Annotated in this window: 21 protein-coding genes; 19 read left to right on the forward strand and 2 right to left on the reverse strand. The window is 40.8% G+C overall.

Translation table 11 applies throughout. From position 1 onward, the window contains the following. Positions 1-420: 420 nt before the first annotated feature. The 18 genes from lexA to C1E24_RS01860 all read left to right on the forward strand — a co-directional run bounded on the left by lexA (position 421) and on the right by C1E24_RS01860 (position 17877). Positions 421-1038 (forward strand): transcriptional repressor LexA, encoded by a 618-nt coding sequence (gene lexA / locus C1E24_RS01775; RefSeq protein WP_138478188.1) that lies wholly within the window; start codon positions 421-423, stop codon positions 1036-1038. 249 nt (positions 1039-1287) lie between these two features. Next, positions 1288-2427 (forward strand): cytochrome c oxidase subunit II, encoded by a 1140-nt coding sequence (gene coxB / locus C1E24_RS01780; RefSeq protein ID WP_138478190.1) that lies wholly within the window; start codon positions 1288-1290, stop codon positions 2425-2427. 2 nt (positions 2428-2429) lie between these two features. Further along, positions 2430-4010 (forward strand): cytochrome c oxidase subunit I, encoded by a 1581-nt coding sequence (ctaD, locus tag C1E24_RS01785; RefSeq protein WP_138478192.1) that lies wholly within the window; start codon positions 2430-2432, stop codon positions 4008-4010. A 1-nt stretch (position 4011) separates the two neighbouring features. Next, complete coding sequence (locus C1E24_RS01790) at positions 4012-4563, forward strand: cytochrome c oxidase assembly protein (RefSeq protein WP_138478194.1); 552 nt, start codon at positions 4012-4014, stop codon at positions 4561-4563. 8 nt (positions 4564-4571) lie between these two features. Further along, the gene (locus tag C1E24_RS01795; protein WP_138478195.1) at positions 4572-5441 is read left to right on the forward strand and encodes a cytochrome c oxidase subunit 3; all 870 of its coding nucleotides are present in this window, start codon (positions 4572-4574) and stop codon (positions 5439-5441) included. A gap of 20 nt (positions 5442-5461) precedes the next feature. Further along, positions 5462-6184, forward strand: a complete 723-nt coding sequence (locus C1E24_RS01800) for an SURF1 family protein (RefSeq protein ID WP_138478197.1) — start codon at positions 5462-5464, stop codon at positions 6182-6184. Then, a complete protein-coding gene (locus tag C1E24_RS01805) occupies positions 6174-6662 on the forward strand; it encodes a transmembrane cytochrome oxidase associated protein (protein ID WP_138478199.1) in 489 nt (162 codons plus the stop codon). The genes C1E24_RS01800 and C1E24_RS01805 overlap by 11 nt, the downstream gene beginning before the upstream one ends. An 8-nt stretch (positions 6663-6670) precedes the next feature. Continuing rightward, positions 6671-7672, forward strand: a complete 1002-nt coding sequence (locus tag C1E24_RS01810; protein ID WP_138478201.1) for a COX15/CtaA family protein — start codon at positions 6671-6673, stop codon at positions 7670-7672. Beyond that, positions 7669-8568, forward strand: a complete 900-nt coding sequence (cyoE, locus tag C1E24_RS01815; RefSeq protein WP_138478203.1) for a heme o synthase — start codon at positions 7669-7671, stop codon at positions 8566-8568. Before C1E24_RS01810 ends, cyoE begins: the two co-directional genes overlap by 4 nt. Continuing rightward, positions 8556-9158 carry an SCO family protein gene (locus C1E24_RS01820; protein WP_431188310.1) on the forward strand — a complete coding sequence of 201 codons (603 nt, stop codon included), beginning with the start codon at positions 8556-8558 and terminating at the stop codon, positions 9156-9158. The genes cyoE and C1E24_RS01820 overlap by 13 nt, the downstream gene beginning before the upstream one ends. 155 nt (positions 9159-9313) lie before the next feature. Continuing rightward, positions 9314-9580: an STAS domain-containing protein gene (locus C1E24_RS01825; protein WP_138478207.1), complete on the forward strand. Its 267-nt coding sequence runs from the start codon at positions 9314-9316 to the stop codon at positions 9578-9580. 14 nt (positions 9581-9594) lie between these two features. Next, on the forward strand, positions 9595-9957 hold the full coding sequence (locus C1E24_RS01830; protein WP_058031180.1) for a response regulator: 363 nt from the start codon (positions 9595-9597) through the stop codon (positions 9955-9957). Between the two features lie 14 nt (positions 9958-9971). Next, positions 9972-12077 (forward strand): chemotaxis protein CheA, encoded by a 2106-nt coding sequence (locus C1E24_RS01835; protein WP_138478209.1) that lies wholly within the window; start codon positions 9972-9974, stop codon positions 12075-12077. Next, positions 12078-12563: a chemotaxis protein CheW gene (locus C1E24_RS01840; protein ID WP_138478211.1), complete on the forward strand. Its 486-nt coding sequence runs from the start codon at positions 12078-12080 to the stop codon at positions 12561-12563. A gap of 24 nt (positions 12564-12587) precedes the next feature. Further along, positions 12588-15305: a methyl-accepting chemotaxis protein gene (locus tag C1E24_RS01845; protein WP_138478213.1), complete on the forward strand. Its 2718-nt coding sequence runs from the start codon at positions 12588-12590 to the stop codon at positions 15303-15305. Positions 15306-15405: 100 nt separating this feature from the next. After that, positions 15406-16218 carry a CheR family methyltransferase gene (locus C1E24_RS01850; RefSeq protein ID WP_138478456.1) on the forward strand — a complete coding sequence of 271 codons (813 nt, stop codon included), beginning with the start codon at positions 15406-15408 and terminating at the stop codon, positions 16216-16218. A 1-nt stretch (position 16219) separates the two neighbouring features. Continuing rightward, complete coding sequence (gene cheD, locus C1E24_RS01855) at positions 16220-16837, forward strand: chemoreceptor glutamine deamidase CheD (RefSeq protein ID WP_138478215.1); 618 nt, start codon at positions 16220-16222, stop codon at positions 16835-16837. Positions 16838-16845: 8 nt separating this feature from the next. Continuing rightward, a complete protein-coding gene (locus C1E24_RS01860; RefSeq protein ID WP_138478217.1) occupies positions 16846-17877 on the forward strand; it encodes a protein-glutamate methylesterase/protein-glutamine glutaminase in 1032 nt (343 codons plus the stop codon). On the opposite strand, the gene C1E24_RS01865 is transcribed toward C1E24_RS01860, so the two are convergent. Next, a complete protein-coding gene (locus tag C1E24_RS01865) occupies positions 17867-18904 on the reverse strand; it encodes a polysaccharide deacetylase family protein (protein ID WP_240721918.1) in 1038 nt (345 codons plus the stop codon). The two genes, C1E24_RS01860 and C1E24_RS01865, sit on opposite strands and share 11 nt — an antisense overlap. Between C1E24_RS01865 and C1E24_RS01870 the strand changes: the two genes are divergently transcribed. After that, positions 18881-20212 (forward strand): MATE family efflux transporter, encoded by a 1332-nt coding sequence (locus C1E24_RS01870; protein ID WP_171040722.1) that lies wholly within the window; start codon positions 18881-18883, stop codon positions 20210-20212. The two genes, C1E24_RS01865 and C1E24_RS01870, sit on opposite strands and share 24 nt — an antisense overlap. Here the strand turns inward: C1E24_RS01870 and C1E24_RS01875 are convergent. After that, positions 20157-20432: a hypothetical protein gene (locus C1E24_RS01875; RefSeq protein ID WP_138478223.1), complete on the reverse strand. Its 276-nt coding sequence runs from the start codon at positions 20430-20432 to the stop codon at positions 20157-20159. The genes C1E24_RS01870 and C1E24_RS01875 overlap by 56 nt on opposite strands. Position 20433: the final 1 nt, after the last annotated feature.

The following is a 20433-nucleotide window of genomic DNA, read 5'->3' on the forward strand; positions in this document are numbered from 1 at the left end:
ATCGCCAGCAAAGGTTGCCCCAGCTAGGCGCCCCCGAGCACTTAAAGAAACCCGTTGCAGCAATGCAGCGGGTTTTTGCTATGTGCAGAATTTTCGCATCGATATGTATAAGTGTTTCAGCGCTTGTTAAAATGGATTGATTCACCTTGCGCAAAAGAAGCGCTCTCACTGTGTTCGCAGTCGCTAATTTTGCACCATAAGCGCAAGGTGAAATGAGCAACCTTCACCGTGGTTAATCCTGACGGTCTCAACATCAGCTAAACTGGTTTATCTCACCTTGCGCAAAGCAAACGTATTCGCTTCGCTCATTGTCGTTAACACTTTGCACTTAATTGCATTAAATCTATCCAGATTTAGTTTGCCATTTTGACACAACTGTATATACTCACAGTATCTTTACCTGTATGGAAAACCAGTTGTATGCGACCACTAACGAAACGACAAGAACAAGTATTTGAACTCATCAAAGTCTTCATAAAAGATACAGGTATGCCTCCTACTCGTGTTGAAATAGCAGATGCGCTTGGTTTTAAAAGTGCTAATGCGGCCGAGGAGCATTTAAAAGCTCTAGCTAAGAAAGGGGTGATAGAAATGGTGCCAGGGGCTAGCCGCGGAATACGTCTAGTCGATGATGGCTCTTCTGAAGATGCTGGCCTCCCTTTGATTGGTAAAGTCGCTGCAGGAGAGCCAATTTTGGCTCAAGAGCATATCGAAAGTCATTATGAAGTTGACCCGAGCTTATTTAAGCCTGCTGCAGACTACTTGCTACGTGTAGATGGAATGAGTATGAAAGATATCGGAATCCTTGATGGCGATCTTTTAGCTGTACATAAAGCGCAAGTTGCTCAAAATGGTCAAGTTGTGGTTGCCCGAGTAGACAACGATGTAACGGTTAAGAGGTTAGAACAAAAAGGCAGAAAAGTACTTCTGCATGCTGAAAATGAAGAGTTTTCCCCAATTGAGGTTGACCTAGAACATGAGTCTTTTGCTATTGAAGGCCTTGCTGTAGGTGTTATAAGAAATTCTAATTGGATGTAACGTCAATATTGTTTTTACAATAGGTTAGCTGCACTTCTCTTTAGTTTCTTCAGCCAGCTAACCATTTCTCTTCTTGCTTTCCATTTTTATATATCAAATTCTTCTATTTCCCTTTCTTGCTAATTGTATATTTATTGACTAATTGTTAATAGGTCATGTATTGCCTTCGACTTTAGTCGGATCCTATGACGGTCATCCAATAATTCTAACTGCGAACTTCTAGCTGAAGTCGATAAATGGGGGCGTCGTATGAGAATAAGTAAATTTGCTTATTTGCTCACTTTTTTGTTGTTAAGTCCACTTACATTAGCCAATAGTGACTACAACATGAGAAAAGGAGTTACTGATGTAAGTCATAGTGTTTATGAACTGCATATGACCATTTTTCTAATCTGTTGTGTCATTGGCTTGATTGTATTTTCTGTTATGTTTTGGGCTTTAATAAAGCACAGAAAGTCAAAAGGTGCTGTTGCCGCACAGTTTCATGAAAGTACTAAAGTAGAAATTGTTTGGACTGCAATTCCTTTTCTTATTCTTGTCATCATGGCGATCCCTGCAACTAAGACTTTAATTGCTATGGAGGATACCAGCAAGGCTGACATAACAATCAAGGTCACAGGGTCACAGTGGAAATGGCACTATGAATACCTTGGTCATGACGTCGATTTCTTTTCTGTGTTATCTACGCCTTTATCTCAGGTTAATAATGAGGAAGAAAAAACAGAGACCTACCTATTGGATGTAGATAAACCGCTGGTAATACCTACAAACAAAAAAGTGAGATTTCTAATGACGTCAGATGACGTTATTCATTCATGGTGGGTACCTGATTTTGCAGTGAAGAAAGATGCCAATCCGGGGTTTATCAATGAAGCTTGGACCAAAGTAAATGAAGAAGGTATTTACCGAGGTCAGTGCGCTGAGCTATGTGGTAAAGATCATGGCTTCATGCCTGTTGTCGTTGAAGCTGTCTCACCTGAAAAATTCGAACAATGGTTAACTGAACAACAGTTAGCCAAAACAGAAGCAGTGAAAGAGGCCGAAGCTCTACTGTCACAAACTCTAAGTAAAGAAGAGCTGATGACAGAAGGTCAGACAGTTTACATGGGATATTGTGCAGCTTGTCATCAACCGACAGGATTGGGTCTGCCCGGTGTCTTCCCTGGTCTTAAAGATAATGCGGTTGTTAAAGGGGAGCTAGATGAGCATATAGATGTTCTGCTAAACGGTCGCCCAGGTACAGCAATGCAGGCATTTGCAAAGCAACTTACAGTCAAACAAATTGCGGCTGTTATCACTTACAAACGCAATAGCTGGGGTAATGATACGGGTGAAGTAATCCAGCCTAGCCAAGTTCAAGCATTTATCGATAAAACGTCAGGAGAATAATCATGAGTACTCAGGTTCAAAGTTCAGAACATGCTCATGAGGAGCATCTTACAGGTATAAAGCGTTGGCTGTTTACGACGAATCATAAAGAAATTGGCTCTCTTTATTTAATCTTTTCGTTAGTGATGTTTTTGATTGGTGGGGCCATGGCCATGGTGATCAGAGCTGAGTTATTTCAGCCTGGACTGCAGCTAGTTGACCCACATTTCTTTAATCAAATGACCACAGTGCATGGTTTGATCATGGTCTTCGGCGCTGTTATGCCTGCCTTTACAGGCCTAGCTAATTGGATGATCCCCATGATGATAGGCGCACCGGATATGGCGCTCCCTAGAATGAACAACTGGAGTTTTTGGATTTTACCTTTTGCATTTGCAATCTTACTTGCTTCACTGTTTATGGAAGGAGGGGGTCCAGCATTTGGATGGACTTTCTATGCGCCTTTATCCACAACATATAGTAACGACAATACTGCATTGTTTGTGTTTGCAGTTCATATAATGGGCATCAGTTCAATCATGGGAGCAATTAATGTCATTGTAACCATTGTCAATTTACGCGCCCCTGGCATGACATGGATGAAGTTACCTCTCTTTGTATGGACCTGGTTAATAACCGCTTTTTTATTGATTGCTGTAATGCCTGTATTGGCTGGCGCAGTAACTATGGTACTTACCGATAAGTATTTTGGTACTAGCTTCTTTGATGCCGCAGGGGGGGGGGATCCGGTTATGTTCCAGCATATTTTTTGGTTCTTTGGCCATCCTGAAGTTTATATCATGATACTGCCTGCATTTGGCATTATATCGACCATAGTGCCTACTTTTTCCCGGAAAAAGCTATTCGGCTACTCTTCCATGGTATACGCGACCTCTTCTATTGCCTTTTTGTCTTTTATTGTTTGGGCGCATCATATGTTTACGACGGGCATGCCGTTAGCGGGAGAGCTCTTCTTTATGTATGCGACTATGTTGATATCAGTACCTACGGGAGTCAAAGTCTTTAATTGGGTTGCCACTATGTGGCGGGGCTCGATAAGCTTTGAAATTCCAATGATGTTTTCTATCGCATTCATCGTGCTCTTTACATTGGGTGGCTTCTCGGGATTGATGCTTGCGATCACTCCAGCAGATTTCCAATACCATGATACTTATTTTGTTGTGGCGCACTTCCATTATGTACTGGTAACAGGGGCTGTATTTTCCATAATGGCGGCTGTTTATTATTGGTTGCCTAAATGGACAGGCCACATGTACTGCATCACCACCGCGAAATGGCATTTTTGGATGTCATTAATAAGCGTCAATATTTTATTCTTCCCTATGCACTTTGTAGGTCTTGCTGGTATGCCAAGACGCATACCTGATTACGCACTTCAGTTTGCTGATTTCAATGCCATCATTAGCATTGGTGGTTTTGCCTTTGGCCTTTCCCAGCTCATTTTTGTGTGGTGCGTATTCAAATGTGCTCGAGGTGGTGAATCGGTGCCAGCTAAAGTGTGGGATGGTGCAGAAGGGCTAGAGTGGGAGGTGCCTTCTCCAGCACCTTTGCATACATTTAGTACCCCTCCAGAGGTTAAATAGTATGCATGCGGCACTTGTTAAGAAACTCATTATTGCTGTTGTAGGCATGTTTGCTTTTGCTTTTGCATTGGTGCCGCTTTACGACGTCTTTTGTGAAGTAACAGGCTTAAACGGAAAGCCTGATATGGAAGCGGCACAGGCCAGTAGTCTAGTGGATGAATCAAGAATGGTTGATGTGAGTTTTATTACTCAAACCAAGCAAGGCGTGCCGTTTAGCGTAAAAGCAAAACAGTTTTCTGTCGCTGTAAAGCCAGGGGAGATGTCAGAGCTTGTTTTTGTCGCTAAAAACTTAAGTGAATATCAGAGAGTGATGCAGGCAATACCGTCTGTTTCACCGGGAAAAGCAGCCAAATACTTACATAAAGTAGCTTGCTTTTGCTTTGATAGACAGCCATTCGAACCTAATCAAGAAGTTGAGTTTAAGCTCGTATTTTATGTTGATACAGAGTTACCTCAAGACGTTCAAGAGTTAACCTTATCTTACGCCATTTTTGATATCAGTGATGTCGCGTTAGCGCGTGATGACGCGAAAACCGAACCTTACAAAGGTTAGGAGGAATTATGCAATCTCAAAGTTATTATGTGCCCGCCCAAAGTCCTTGGCCAATTATAGGTGCTGTGGCTATGTTCTTTATTGCCGTTGGGGCAGGCCTGACCGTCATGCAATTGGGTAGTGAAGATTTAAGTGGTGTTCTTATTCTAAGTTTAGGTGTATTGATACTACTTTATATGCTGTTTGGGTGGTTTAAGCATGTTATCCAAGAATCAGATAAAGGCTTATATTCAGCGCAAATGGATCGCTCATTCAAACAAGGTATGAGCTGGTTTATTTTTTCTGAGGTGATGTTCTTTTTTGCATTCTTTGGTGCGCTTCTTTATGCGAGGGTATTTTCTGTACCTTGGCTAGGGGGAGCCAGTAATAACCAGATGACGAATGAGGTTTTATGGCCAAACTTTGAAGCAATGTGGCCGCTACTTACTACACCCGCCGGTGATGTAACACAGAGTATGCCATGGTATGGCTTGCCACTTATTAATACGGTTATTCTGCTTACTTCATCTGTTACCTTACATTTCGCGCATAAAGCCATAGAGTCAAATAAGCGTAAACCGCTTACGATTTACTTACTAATCACGGTAATACTTGGTTTTATATTCTTAGCGCTTCAAGCCCAAGAATACGTTCATGCATATGAAGCACTCAACTTGACACTTCAGTCAGGTATCTATGGCAATACCTTTTATCTTTTAACTGGGTTTCATGGCATGCATGTCACCATAGGCGCAATTTTATTAACGATTGTATTAATAAGAGTGGCAAAAGGACATTTTACCGAAGACAAACATTTCGCTTTTCAAGCCGCTGCTTGGTATTGGCACTTTGTCGATGTTGTGTGGGTGTGTTTATTTGTTTTCGTTTACGTTTTATAGGTGCGAAATGAGGGATTTATATGGCTTTAATCAAAGCGCTGCCATGGCAAGCTATAATCATTTGGCTAGTATGCATCACGGTTGTGACAACGTGTCTAGGTTTGTCTTACTGGCAGTTTTCTAGAGCAAAAGAAAAGCAGCTTCAACTTGATGAATTTAGTCAAGTTGAGCTGACTTCGTTCGAGTTTATCCAAGCATTGCAAAATCGCTCTATTGAAGGGTTGCATGGACAAGCCGTTTCTTTAATGGGAAGACTAGAGCAACAATACACCTGGTTTTTAGATAATAGAATTGTAGATGGACGTGTCGGTGTTGATGTCATTTCTCTTTTTAAAGTTGCTGGTTTAGAAAAGTATCTCTTGGTTAATTTAGGGTTTATACCGCTTCAAGGCCGAGGGCAACCTGAAACACTCTCTTTTGACGAAATTCAAAACTTAAATTTAGTGATAAAAAGTCGCCATTTAGAGCACTTTACTTTAGCAAAGTCAGCGCTTGAAGCTCACTCTCAGCGGTTGCAGTTTATAGATCATTTGTACTTATCAAACTTAACAGGTAAAGATATCTACCCTGCCATTTTTTATCAATTACCTAACTCAGCAGTGATTGCTGAACCACACTATCAGCCAGTAGTAATGAGACCTGAAAAACATCATGCCTATGCTTTGCAGTGGTTTTTAATTGCAGTCGCAGCGGCTTTCATCGCATTCAAAGCAACAAGAACAGAGGTGCCGAATGAAGCTTAAACCTATGTGGATGTTTGTTATTTGTTGCATTACGCCATTTATTTTAGCGTATGCGGCAATTCAGACAAACTGGCTACCAAACAACACAACGAATAAAGGACGTCTTCTTAGTAGCGATATACAAGTACCCAACTGGCAGGCTGATGAGCATGCGCTTTGGAGCATCGCATTGTCTGTCCCAGTTGACTGCGGATTAGTGTGTACTCAACAAAATCAACGTTTACAAAATGTGTATCAAGCTTTGGGTAAAAAACAAGACAAAGTAAGTCTCGTGATTTTGGGGGAGGCGGAAAATAATGAAATTACTCAGTATCCGGCACTACCAGAGTTGCAAGCTGGTTGGCTTTATCTTGTCGATCATCATGGTTTAGTTGTGCTTGCTTATCCATACGAAGAAAGCGAGCAAAAAAGTAGAGTGTTACATAAAGGGTTGTTATCGGATCTAAAGAAATTACTTAATTATGCGCGCAGTAGCTAGGAGGAATAATGAATAAAAAATATATTTACCTCACTGTAATTAGCACATTTATTACTTTTTGTGTCGTTGCTTTAGGAGCTTATACTCGCCTGAGTAATGCGGGGTTAGGGTGCCCAGATTGGCCAGGATGTTATGGTTTTCTAACGGTGCCTAACACTGCAGATGAGTTACAAGCGGCAGCTAATGCATTTCCAGGCAGTACAGTTGAACCTTTTAAGGCTTGGATTGAAATGATCCATCGTTATTTTGCGTCTTCGTTAGGTCTGTTGGTGATTGGCTTGCTGTATTTTGCGCTCAGGAAGCGTGTTGAAAAAGTGCCTAAGAAGTTAACTATAGCTTTGTTTGTGTTGATTTTACTGCAAGGTAAGTTAGGCATGCTGACAGTCACAATGAATCTGCAGCCCTTTATAGTGATGGGCCATTTACTTGGGGGATTTACTATTCTGGCTCTACTTTCAATGCATTGTTTCTATTTATTTACATCAGAAAAGCGTTTTCTCGTATCTCCTACAAAAATCCCTGCTAGGTTGTCAGCAATTAGCTTGATTGTCTTGGTGTTACAAATCGCGTTAGGCGGCTGGGTCGCTGCTAATTATGCGGCGCCACACTGTGTCGGATTGCCTATTTGTGAGAATATCCATTTATTTTCTGTAGAAAGTTTATTTCATCTTCCCATTGGTGAGTTGAACTATGAATATGGTGTATTGCCATTTGAAACTCGGCTATCCATACACATGGTTCATCGAGTGTGGGCTGTTGTCACAGTACTTACACTTGGTTTATGGGCATGGCATGTGCTGGCTAACAGTAAAGAAAAACTATTAAAGAATACTGCAAGTTTACTTATTGCAGGCTTAGTTCTTCAGCTGTTTTTAGGGGCATTGATCGTGCACCTGCAATTTCCAATATTAATTACACTTTTTCATAATTTAATGGCGGCATGTTTGCTGATTGTTAGCTTATTTTTATGGTTTTTACTTACTTATAAAATCACCAAGGAGGCAGTATGAAAAGTCTTACTCTCAAGCCCGAAGCACTGTTCCAATCATTTAATTTATCTGCGTACTTGGGGATTTGTAAAGTAAAAGTAGTCGTGATGCTAGTCATTACTGCTTGGGTTGGATTAATGCTTGCACCTGATATGAACAGAACGCTCTTTGAGCAAAGCATGAGTTTATTAGGTATAGGGCTATTGTCAGCATCGGCCGCTGCGATAAATCATGTCGTAGATCGCGAGATAGATAAAAAAATGGCAAGAACACGACATAGGCCGTTAGCGCAAACTCAGCTTAGCGTGAAACAAGCGCTTGGGTTTGCAGCACTCATCGGTTTGATAGGAAGTGTGGCGTTATTTTATTGGAGCAATACCTTAACGCTCTTTATGACTCTAGGCGCGTTAGTCGGTTATGCGGTGGTGTACACCATGTTTTTAAAAAGAGCCACACCACAAAATATTGTTATTGGTGGCTTAGCGGGTGCAATGCCACCATTATTGGGGTGGATCAGTGAAACAGGTCAGCTCGATGTGCAAGCTTGGCTGTTAGTCATGATCATTTTTATTTGGACGCCTCCACACTTTTGGGCTTTGGCCATAGCAAGAAGGAATGACTATAAACGCGCCAATATACCTATGTTACCTGTGACACATGGTAGTGAGTTTACTCGATTCTTCATTGTAATTTATTCAATACTTTTATTTGTAGTGTGCTTGTTGCCTTATCTAGTTACTATGTCAGGCAACATATATTTGCTTTGTGTACTTATACTTAACAGTATTTTTTTATATAAAAGCATTGTTCTGTATATAAAACGTTCAGATGAAGCTGCGATGGCACTTTTTCATTTTTCAATTACTTATTTGCTGCTACTCTTTATATCGCTATTTATTGATAAATGGATCCTTTGATGCGCTACATATTGTTTTTGCTAGCTTTATTATTGTTTGGATGTGATAAAGGTGTACCTGTTTCAGAGCATGCTATTCACTATAAACAAGCAAAAGAAATCCAAGATTTTAATTTGCAAGATCAGCATGGCAATACAGTCACAAAGCAAGACTTACTTGGGCAGTGGACATTGATATTTTTGGGATACACAAGTTGCCCTGATATTTGTCCAATGACACTAGCAAAGCTTACCGAGATACATACTGAATTAGCACAACAACATAATGTTAAAGTTTGGTTTGTTTCGGTCGATCCTAATAGAGATACTCAGCAACAGCGCAAGGCATATATAGACTATTTCAACTCAGACTTTAAGGCGGTATCGGCAGAGCATGCAAACCTATTTCCTTTTGTCAGAAATATCGGCTTGATATATGCAATCAATAACAGTAAGGAAAGAGAATATTATGTGGATCATAGTGCTTCAGTTGCACTGATTAACCCACAGGGAAATCTAAGTGGTATTTTTAAGGCTAAATTTGCAGCGAATGAAGTACCATTAATTGATGCAGCGCAAGTAATAAAAGATTTTAATGCTATCGTGTATTAGAGTGCTTGGATAAACTGGGTGGACTTTGTGATTTATTCATAAATCGAGCTAACACCCTAATTATTTTTAGCTTTTAGTTAATAACTTTTATGGCATTTCTGCTAACTGGGTCTAAGCTAAAAATATAAAAATTACACAAGGAGAGCGCATCGCGCATGTTAAAACTTCCTTCAGAACTCACAATAAGTCATGTTGAAGAGTTTCATCAACAGGTATTGCAAGTGCTTCATGCTGAGCACGATGTCAGTATTGATGTGTCAGATGTGATACGTGTAGACACAGCATCAATACAAGTTTTATGTGCTTTGCAAAAGCATCTTCTTGAAATTAACAATGGAATTCGTTGGCATGGTGAAAGTCAGTCGCTTAATAAAGCGGTTGATGAGCTTGGTTTAACAGAATTACTCGCCCTATCGGCGTGAATTAAGAGGTCATTATGAAAAAGATTTTGGCAGTGGATGATTCAGCATCTATGCGACAAATGGTTGGCTTTACTTTAAAGAAAGCGGGTTTTGAAGTAGTTGAAGCAAAGGATGGCAGTGAGGCTTTAGGTATTGCTAAGCAACAAAGCTTTGATGCCGTGATCTCCGATGTCAACATGCCTGTGATGGATGGGATTACACTTATTAAAGAGCTTAGAACATTACCTAGCTATAAGTTTACACCACTACTAATGCTTACGACCGAATCAGGTTTAGACAAAAAAACTGAAGGTAAAGCCGCAGGCGCAACAGGGTGGATTGTTAAACCTTTTAACCCAGATCAGTTACTAGCTGTTCTTAAAAAAGTTATTCGCTAAGCTAGGATGTCATTATGAGTATTGATTTAAGTCAGTTTTTCGAGGTCTTTTTTGAAGAGAGTCTCGAAGGTTTAGATGCAATGGAAGCGGAGCTCCTAAACTTAGAGCCCGGCAATGAAGACATGGAAACCATCAATACTATTTTTCGTGCTGCGCACTCTATAAAAGGAGGAAGTGGCACATTCGGTTTTACTTCTGTTTCTGATTTCACACATGTATTAGAAACATTATTAGATCAAATCAGAGATGGTCAACGTGCATTAACAGCGGAACATGTAAACCTTTTACTGAAGTCAGTTGATTGCCTTAGAGGCATGTTGGCAGCGTTACAGGCAGAGCAAGAGCCAGACTTAACAGAAGCCGATGAAATTAGAAAGCGCTTTGAAGTTATTTTGGGTCTTTCTGAAGATATTGATTCAACCAACTCAGATACTCCAGAAACACAAAGCGAAAATACTTACCAAATTGACTTTAAGCCTCATCCTCATTTATTTAAAACGGGTAACGAACCCTTATATATGATTTCAGAACTTGCCGAGCTAGGTGAGTTAGAGACTCAAGCATTTTATGATGCCATACCCGATATAGATTCATTACATGCTGAAGAGTGCTTTTTAGCGTGGCGCTTTTTCTTAACGACATCTAAGCCTGAATCTGCGATTTCTGAAATATTTGAGTGGGTTGAAGACGATGCCGATATAGACATCGTTTTATGTGGTGGATTATTTGAATCTGACTTATCAAATGATGAAGACTCCACTCCCTCAGTTCCGGTGTCCACTGAATCTGAAAGTAGATTAGAAACCTCTGAGCCTGAAAGCAAAGCGGTCACGTCAAACGTGACAAATGCACCTGTTGTGAAAAAAGCAGAGGCTAAGAAACCATCCGACTCTTCAGCAACCTCTATCCGTGTTGGCATAGATAAAGTTGATTCGTTAATTAATATGGTGGGTGAGCTTGTGATAACACAAGCCATGTTGAGCCAAATTGGTGAGCAAGAAATTACCGAGTCAACGATTACAGCATTACAAGAAGGGTTAGCTCAACTTGCACATAATACAAGGGATTTGCAAGAAAATGTCATGCGGATCCGCATGCTGCCGATTAGTTTCGTGTTTAGTCGATTCCCAAGACTAGTAAGAGACACATCTCAAAAACTTGGTAAGCAAGTTGAACTGAAATTATTAGGTGAACAAACTGAACTTGATAAAACCGTAATGGAAAAAATATCAGATCCCATGGTTCACCTTGTTAGAAACTCTTTAGATCATGGGTTAGAGACACCTGAGCAGCGTATTGCTGCAGGTAAAGATCCTGTTGGTACTGTCACGTTAAATGCGTTCCATCAAGGCGGTAACATTGTCATTGAGATAATGGATGATGGACAAGGTTTAAATACTGAAAAAATAAGAAGTAAAGCCATCGCTAATGGTCTTATTCAAGAAACTGATGAACTCTCGCCAGATGAAATAAACGAGCTAATTTTTATGCCAGGCTTTTCTACGGCTGATGAAGTAAGTGATATATCTGGCCGAGGCGTAGGCATGGATGTTGTCAGAAGAAATATTCAAGCGTTAAACGGCTCGGTTGAAGTAGCCTCGGCACCAGGAGTTGGATCAACCTTTACAATTCGCTTGCCGCTTACGTTGGCTATTTTGGATGGGCAATTAGTTAAGGTTGCGCAACATACCTACATAATCCCGCTCATTTCAATTGTTGAATCATTACAAATAGATATTAGTAAAGTCAGCCGAGTTGGGAAAGACCTCGATGTGCTAAGGCTTAGAGATGAATATATTCCTATACTTCGATTATACGATATTTTCAATCATGACGGTGCCATTGAGGAGTTAGATAAAACATTACTCGTGGTTGTTGAAAGTGATAACCATAAAGTTGGCTTATTGGTCGATGATTTACTTGCTCAACAGCAGGTGGTCATTAAGAGCCTTGAAGCGAATTACCAAAAAGTTGATGGTATCTCTGGGGCAACTATCTTAGGTGATGGCAGAGTATCCTTGATTATTGATATCAGTGGTTTAATTAAATTAAGTGGTTTAAAAAGACCAGGTTCCCAAGACTTAATTGTCGAGCAAAACGCAGTAGGGGGGGCAGCATAAATGTCAGAACAGGCAGAACAAAATCAGCAATTGATCTTGGAAGGTCAGCACGACGAGAATCAATACCTGACATTTATGATGGCAGGTGAAGAGTACGGAATGAATATTCTGGCTGTACAAGAGATCCGTGGATGGGAAGATGTCACTGCAATCCCTAATTCACCAAGCTTTGTGAAAGGTGCCATTAACCTTCGTGGCACAATTGTGCCGATTATAGATTTAAGACTACGATTTGGTATTGCAGATAATGAGTATGGTCCACTTACTGTTGTTATTGTTGTCGCAGTTGAAATAAATGGTCAGAACAAAGTGATGGGTATCGTGGTTGATGCTGTCTCAGATGTATATAGCATTTCTGAAGAGCAGGCTAAAGATGTGCCTGATTTTCAAGATTCAGATAACGCCGAGTTTGTTCATGGATTGGTTAATGTTGGGGAGAAAATGGTTGTTCTTCTTAATTTGGAAAGCGTTTTAAACTTAGAGTAAAAAATAAGCACGGGTAGGGTCAAAATGAGTGGTAGAAACGTTCAAAGTGAAATAACCAATAAGCTATTGATAGCAGCGGTAGTTATAGTGGCGTCAATCGCAATTGCACTACAAATTTTAGGTGTGCCATTGAGTGGTGAAAATGCGGTTGGGTTAGCCTTGCCTTTCGTCATCACTCTAGCGGTCATGTTTTATTTAAAGCAAAGTTTCAGCACTTATGCTGCACAATTAGAAACGGTTGATAGTGCAATAAACTTGTTAAAGTTTAAAGATGAAGAAGCCGCACAGCGATTACACTTAGATGCCTACCCTCAATTACGAACTGTGTTGGTTGCAGACGATACAGAAGCAGAGATGGTGGATGATGGGCAACTTGTTGAAAGCATGATTAGTGCACTACAAGTATGTCAGGCAAATATTATGATTGCCGACGCTGATTTAAACATAAGTTACTTGAATGATTCAGTAACGGACATGCTCTCTGCCAATGAACATAAATTGCAAAGAGATCTGCCGAACTTCAGTGTTGCTTCTCTAGTAGGCCAGAATATTGATGTATTCCATAAAAATCCAAGTCATCAAAGGGGCTTACTAGCCAACTTAAGAACGGTTTATAAAACACAAATTACCGTAGCAGGTTTAACATTTGATCTTATAGCCACCCCCGTGTTTGATGACCAACAACAGCGCATAGCAACGCTTGTTGAATGGAAAGACCTCACTGAACAAATTGCCTTCGAGAAAGAAAAACAAATTTCTGCAGCGCACAATGCCAGAATTACAAGTGCATTAGATGTTTGCCAAGCAAATGTCATGTTGGCTGACACAGATCTAAATATTGTTTTTGCTAATCACTCAGTACTTGAAATGCTGAGTAATAATCAAGCGCAGTTACGCACGGCACTGCCAAACTTTGATGCAAGTAATTTAATTGGTGAGAACATTGATGTTTTCCATGCAAACCCAGCGCACCAAAGACAGATGCTTAATGCCTTAACAGATACTTATAAAACAGATATTAATGTTGCTGGGTTTACTTTTGGTTTAATCGCAACCCCTGTTTATGATGAACAAGGCGAGAAAGTAGGTACCGTAGTTGAGTGGGACGATAAGACCCAACGACTTGCAGCAGAAGAAGCTGCAACGAAGCTTGCGAATGAAAACGCTCGTGTTAAGAGTGCACTCGATAATGTCACCACAAATGCAATGATAGCAGATGCTGAATTTAACATTGTGTATTTAAATGACGCTGTTGTAAGCATGATGCGCAATGCAGAAAGTGACCTGAAGAAAGACTTGCCTAACTTTGATTCATCCAAGTTATTGGGTGCTAATATAGATATTTTCCATAAGAATCCAGCGCATCAAAGGGCGATGCTAGAAAGGTTAAGTTCTACTTATAAAACAGAAATCGTTGTCGGTGGAAGAACTTTTGCTTTGGTTGCGAACCCAGTTTTCAACGATGAAAATGAAAGAATTGGCACCATCGTAGAATGGAATGATAGAACAAGTGAAGTTGTAATAGAGAAAGAGGTTGCAGATCTTGTTAGTGCAGCTTCTGAAGGTAACTTGACTCAGAGAATTAATGAATCGGGTAAGGAAGGCTTCTACCTCAGATTATCACAAGGTTTAAATCAACTGGTCAGCATTGTTGATGATGCAGTAACAGACACTGCACAAATGCTTGATGCGTTGGCGAATGGTGATTTAACACAAAGAATTACGCAGGAATATCACGGCTCATTTGATAAGTTGAAACGCGATGCGAATGTGACAGCGGATAAATTAACTGAGGTCATTAATCGTATTAGTTCGTCCGCGACTCTTGTGGCCAGTGGGGCTGAAGAAATCTCGCAAGGTAATGCAGACCTAAGTCAGCGTACAGAAGAACAAGCATCTTCGCTTGAAGAAACAGCTTCAAGTATGGAGCAAATGACAAGTACTGTTCGTCAGAATGCAGATAATGCAAAAGTTGCCAATGAACTTGCAGAAGAAACAAGCTCCAAGGCAATGCAAGGTGGCGAAGTTGTGAACCGTGCAGTACAGAGTATGTCTGGGATTAATGAATCTAGTAAAAAGATTGCTGATATCATTGGGGTTATTGATGAGATTGCTTTCCAAACCAATCTGCTTGCATTAAATGCAGCTGTGGAAGCGGCTAGAGCTGGTGAACAAGGACGAGGTTTCGCAGTTGTGGCAGGTGAGGTTAGAAACTTGGCACAGCGTTCAGCAGGTGCTGCGAAAGAAATCAAAGACTTGATCCGCGATAGTGTAAGTAAAGTTGAAGACGGAACACTACTCGTGAATGAGTCAGGTGAAACGTTGAAAGACATTGTCGCGTCGGTGAAGCGTGTTACTGACATGATTTCAGATATTGCTGAAGCATCTGTTGAACAAAGTTCTGGAATTGAGCAAGTCAATAAAGCCGTGACACAAATGGACGAAATGACGCAACAAAACGCAGCATTAGTTGAAGAGGCATCTGCTGCAGGTGAGTCTATGGCAGAGCAAGCTAATGATATGCGCCGTTTGCTTAATTTCTTTACAATCGATGACTCGACTTCAACATCGATGATGCTTTCAGAGGCTAAGCCAAACAAAGCACCAGCGAGAATAGCTCCGACGCCTTCGGCTGTTCAAGAAACTAAGCCAGAGATCCAGTCACCAGTGAAGTCTCCTGTGAATCCTGTAGCGACTGCTAATCAATTCGCAGATAGCTCTGATGAATGGGAAGAGTTTTAATTAGGTATGAAGAAGGTGCTTATTGTGAGCACCTTCAAATCTTAAATCACCTTTCTTGTTGAATCACTCGTTTCAGTGTTGCCTGTTTATAGGATAAATGATGAGAGAATTTGCACTATCTGATCAGGATTTTCAGACCATTGCACAAAAAGTATATAAAGCATGTGGTATTGTTCTTGGTCCTCATAAAAGGGAAATGGTTTATTCAAGACTGGCGAGGCGTATTAGGGCAAATCAGTTGGATTCATTTTCTTCATATTTAAGCTTCTTAGAAGAGAATGAAGAACAAGAGTTCAGTCAATTTATTAACGCTATCACGACAAACCTCACTTCATTCTTTCGAGAAAATCATCATTTTGAATATCTATCGAATACGGTTATTCCTAAGCTTCTAGAAGAAAATAAACTCTCAAAGAGAATACGTATTTGGTCGGCTGGCTGTTCTACAGGTGAAGAACCCTATAGTATCGCCATGACAATCGCAAACCGTTTCCCATCTGACTGGGATGTGAAAATTCTCGCAACAGATTTAGATTCCAATGTGCTCGCAAAGGCGCAAAGTGGTGTTTATGATGCTGTCAATGTGACTGGGCTTGATGATGATGTTTTGAAAAAGTATTTTTTGAAAAGCTCTGATAATCAAGCATACAAGGTTAAGCCAAACCTGCAGTCATTAATCTTTTTTAAAAGGTTAAATCTACTTGAAAAATGGCCAATGAAAGGGCCTTTTGATGTGATTTTCTGCCGCAATGTGCTGATTTATTTTGATAAGGAAACAAAAGATAAGTTGTTTAGAGGTTACCACCAAATGCTGGGTGAAGATGGGCACTTATTTATTGGTCACTCAGAAACCATGGGTAAAGAACACCATGAGTTTAAGAACTTAGGCCGCACCATGTATCAAAAGGTATAGTATGGATAATCGATTTAAGCCGGTTATCAGCGGCTTTGAGCACGTCAAACGTTTTTGGGATTCAGGAAGAGGCTGTGTGATAGCCAAAGTGTTACCAGGAGAGTTCTATGTCTCAAAAAATGATGAGCTAATCTCAACTGTACTAGGATCATGTATTGCTGCTTGTGTATATGATGATAAATTGGGCGTAGGTGGAATGAACCACTTTATGCTGCCAGCAGCAAAAGGGATTAAAGAAATTCATGCAGATGATTTAACTTGCCGTTACGGAAACTGGGCAATGGAATACCTAATCAATGAAGTGCTCAAGAACGGTGCATCAAAAGCTAATCTGAAAGTTAAACTTTTTGGTGGTGGTAAAATAATTCGCTCTATGACAGATATTGGTGTTGGCAATATTCGTTTCGCACATGCTTACATACAAGAGGAAGGACTCGAGCTAGTTTCTCATGATGTCGGTGGTCCATGGCCACGCAAGGTGGTATTTCATCCACAAACAGGTCGTGCACAAGTTAAGAAATTAAGAGAAATGCATAACGACACGATTGAAAGACGAGAAGTGCGTTATTTACATGATATTGAATCGCAAGATGCACAGACAGACATTGAGCTGTTTTAGGAGTTGGCATGATAAAAGTTTTAATTGTTGATGACTCGCCTTTAATCCGAGGGATACTGACAGAGGTGATCCAGCAGGCTACTGATCTTGAAGTGGTAGGGAGTGCTGAGGACCCTTACCAAGCTAGAGAGATGATAAAGTCGCTTAATCCAGATGTGATTACGCTAGATATTGAAATGCCAAAAATGGACGGCATTAGCTTTTTAAGAAACTTGATGCGTCTTCGTCCAATGCCTGTTGTGATGATTTCTACATTAACACAACAAGGCTCTCCTATTACCTTAGAGGCACTAGAGATTGGCGCCGTTGACTTTATTGCCAAACCCAAAGTCAATGTAGCTGAACAGCTGCAACACTATGCAGAAACAGTGCAAGAAAAGGTACGCACAGCTGCAACTGCCCGCTTGCGACCTTATCGTACGTCTGAGGCTGCAGCGCATAAGGCGCAACTACCATCAGGGCAAGCGTTCGAACGAAACTCAATTATTGCTATTGGTGCTTCAACAGGTGGCACTGAAGCAATTAAAGAGGTTTTGGTTCAGATGCCAAAAGATGCACCACCTATCGTCATTACTCAGCATATCCCTCCTGTATTTAGTACGTCGTTTGCAATGAGGATGGATAAGACCTGTGCAATGCATGTAAAAGAAGCCGAAGATGGAGATATTCTTGAGTTTGGCAAAGTTTATATTGCGCCAGGTGATAAACACTTAAAAGTGGTCAGTAAAGGGCTAAATAAAGTCTGTGTTTTAGACGATGGTGAGCTCGTAAACAGACATAAACCAGCGGTAGATGTGTTGTTTGATTCCTTGAAGCCATTTGCAAAATATGTATCAGCAGTGCTACTGACAGGCATGGGTAGCGATGGCGCAAGAGGGATGTTAGGTTTGTTAGAAGCAGGAGCTAAAACTGCTGCGCAAGATGAGCAAACCTGTGTTGTGTGGGGGATGCCAAAAGCCGCTGTAGATATGAACGCTGCACAAAAAGTGCTACCACTACAAAGTGTGGCAGCATATCTGCTCAAGTCTACTAGTCGTTAGTTTGCAGCACCCAAGGTTGTGAAAACCAATAAAACTGACCGGGGTGTTTTATAGAAGGGGCTGTACAGTTATAACGTGTACGGCCTTTTTTAATATCTTCAGGTGAAGTCACCGACACCCTTTTCTCATTTTTCCAAACAATATCAGCACGCCCAATTCCTGACACGAAACAGGCAAATTGAGATTGGTAAAAATCTTTACTGGCAAACTCGATCTCAATAGTAGGTGTTGGATGAGTTGTCACAGAGTCTGTGTAAGCAAGCTCCGAGATAGCAAAAGGTAGTGAGTGTAATTTGGTTTTTAGGGTATCTAATTTACTGTAAAAGCCTGATGCAGGGTATCGTGGGACGCGTGTATAGTCGGTAAATTTTGACACCGCACCAGAGTGCTGCCCAATACCAATGAAACCGAGTTCTTTCACGAGGTTTTGTAGTTGTCTATTGAACTCACCATAGGGGTAGGCGAGCAACTTTACATTATGACCCACTTCTTCTTTGATGCGCTTTTCTGAGAATAGGATATCTTCACGGACGCGCTTCAACCATTGCGTTTGGGTTTCACCGCCTTGTTTTAAATGTAGATAATCATGCTTTGCGCTGTGATTAGCAATTAATGCGCCGCGTTTTGCTAAAGCTCTGAGTTCGTCCCAAGTCATCACATATGATTTGTTTTCATCGATAAGCTGAGGGTTTACAAAAATAGTATACGGGTAGCCAAATGCTTCGAGAATAGGCGCCGCTTGCTCAATGTTATTGTCGTAACCATCATCAAAAGTAATGGCCACGGTTTTGGCAGGCAGTGCCTTACCTTGTTGTGTATGATGAAGTAACTTATCCAAGTGAATAACATTAAAGTCATTTTCTTTTAGGTAGGTTAAGTGAGTTTGAAACGTTTCTTCACTCACTGATGTTACCGCTGGTAGCTTTTCGCTGACGTGGTGATACTGTAAAATCACCGCTGATAGAGATGGGGTTGAAAACAATAACAAAGCGAAAACAAAACAATGAAAGAGATATTTAAAAATCATAAAACGTACCATATAAGTCTGCTATTGCTAGCGGGTCCGATGATTTTATCAAATATCTCTGTGCCATTGTTAGGGTTAGTTGATACAGCGGTGATCGGTCACTTATCAGAAGCTCACTTTCTGGCTGGTATCGCATTAGGGTCGGGCAGTATTTCATTGCTATTTTGGCTTGCAAGCTTTCTAAGAATGAGTGCCACGGGCGTGCTTGCGCAGTCTTATGGGGCAAAAAACTGGCCTAGATTACAACAGCAGTTATTAGCCAGTTTATTGATTGCTTGGACTTTCTCAATCTCATTAATCTTAATCTCTCCTTGGTTGTTGGATGCAATTAAAGCCTTATCGAATGCATCCCCAGATGTTTTTTCCCAGGCACAAAGCTATTTTGAAATTCGAATATTTAGTGCACCTGCGGCGATGACGAACTTGGTGCTTTTGGGTCTTATGTTGGGTATGCAATACGGAAAAGGACCATTCTACTTACTGCTATTTACAAATATCACTAACATTATTTTAGATGTCCTGTTTGTGATTGGTTTCGATTGGCAAGTGGCAGGAGCCGCTTGGGCATCTGTGATTGCAGATTACACGGCACTGCTAGTCGCGATTGTATTAATTAAAAAGCAACTGGCACAGCATCAAGTTAATTGGCGTTGGCTGCTGCCAAACAAAGCGCAGTTTTTGACATTGTTATCACTGAATCGAGATATTTTTATTCGCTCACTGTTATTACAGCTCTGCTTTAGCTTTATGACTTTTTATGGTGCACGATTGGGTGAAACAACACTGGCAGTCAACGCCATTTTATTAAACTTTTTAATGTTGGTGAGTTTTGCTTTAGATGGCATTGCGTATGCCGCAGAAGCAAAAGTAGGTCAGGCGAAGGGAGAAGGGTCAGAAGTAAAGGTTAAAATCTGGGTAAAGTTAAGTTTGCTTTGGGGGGGGCTGTTCGCGTTGCTTTATAGCTTAGTCTTTGCTGTGTTTGGGTTAAGCATCGTTCAGCTTTTAACAAACATTCCAGAGGTCATCAGTGCCTCAAAAGCTTATCTATTCTGGCTTATTCTTTTACCGCTATTGGCAATGTGGTGCTTTATATTCGATGGCATTTTTGTCGGCTTAACCCGAGCTCAAGATATGCGTAATAGCATGTTCTTTTCTGCTATTTTTGGGTTTATGGTGCCTATTTGGCTTACATTAGAGTATGAAAACCATGGTATTTGGTTTGCCATGAGTTGCTTTATGTTATTGAGAGGCGTTACTTTGGCTTATCGTTATCGTCAAATTCAACGGCAGGGTTTATTGTTGCAATAACTTGTGAGAAGCGGTTAGCAAAGATACCTAAATAGCCCCAACCAGCAAAGAAAATTGCTGGCGCGAGAAATACCAGGCCAATTATTTGCACCCAGGGTTGGTGATAATAACCCCAAGCAATAAAAGCAACTGCGACAGCAAACAGCCCCAAACCGATAAAAAAGCGTTTGAGGCTGAGTTTAGGTTGTTGCCCTAGACGGTAAATTATGGGCTTCAACATA

The sequence above is a fragment of the Pseudoalteromonas phenolica genome, assembly GCF_005876835.1.
Taxonomy (GTDB): domain Bacteria; phylum Pseudomonadota; class Gammaproteobacteria; order Enterobacterales; family Alteromonadaceae; genus Pseudoalteromonas; species Pseudoalteromonas phenolica_B.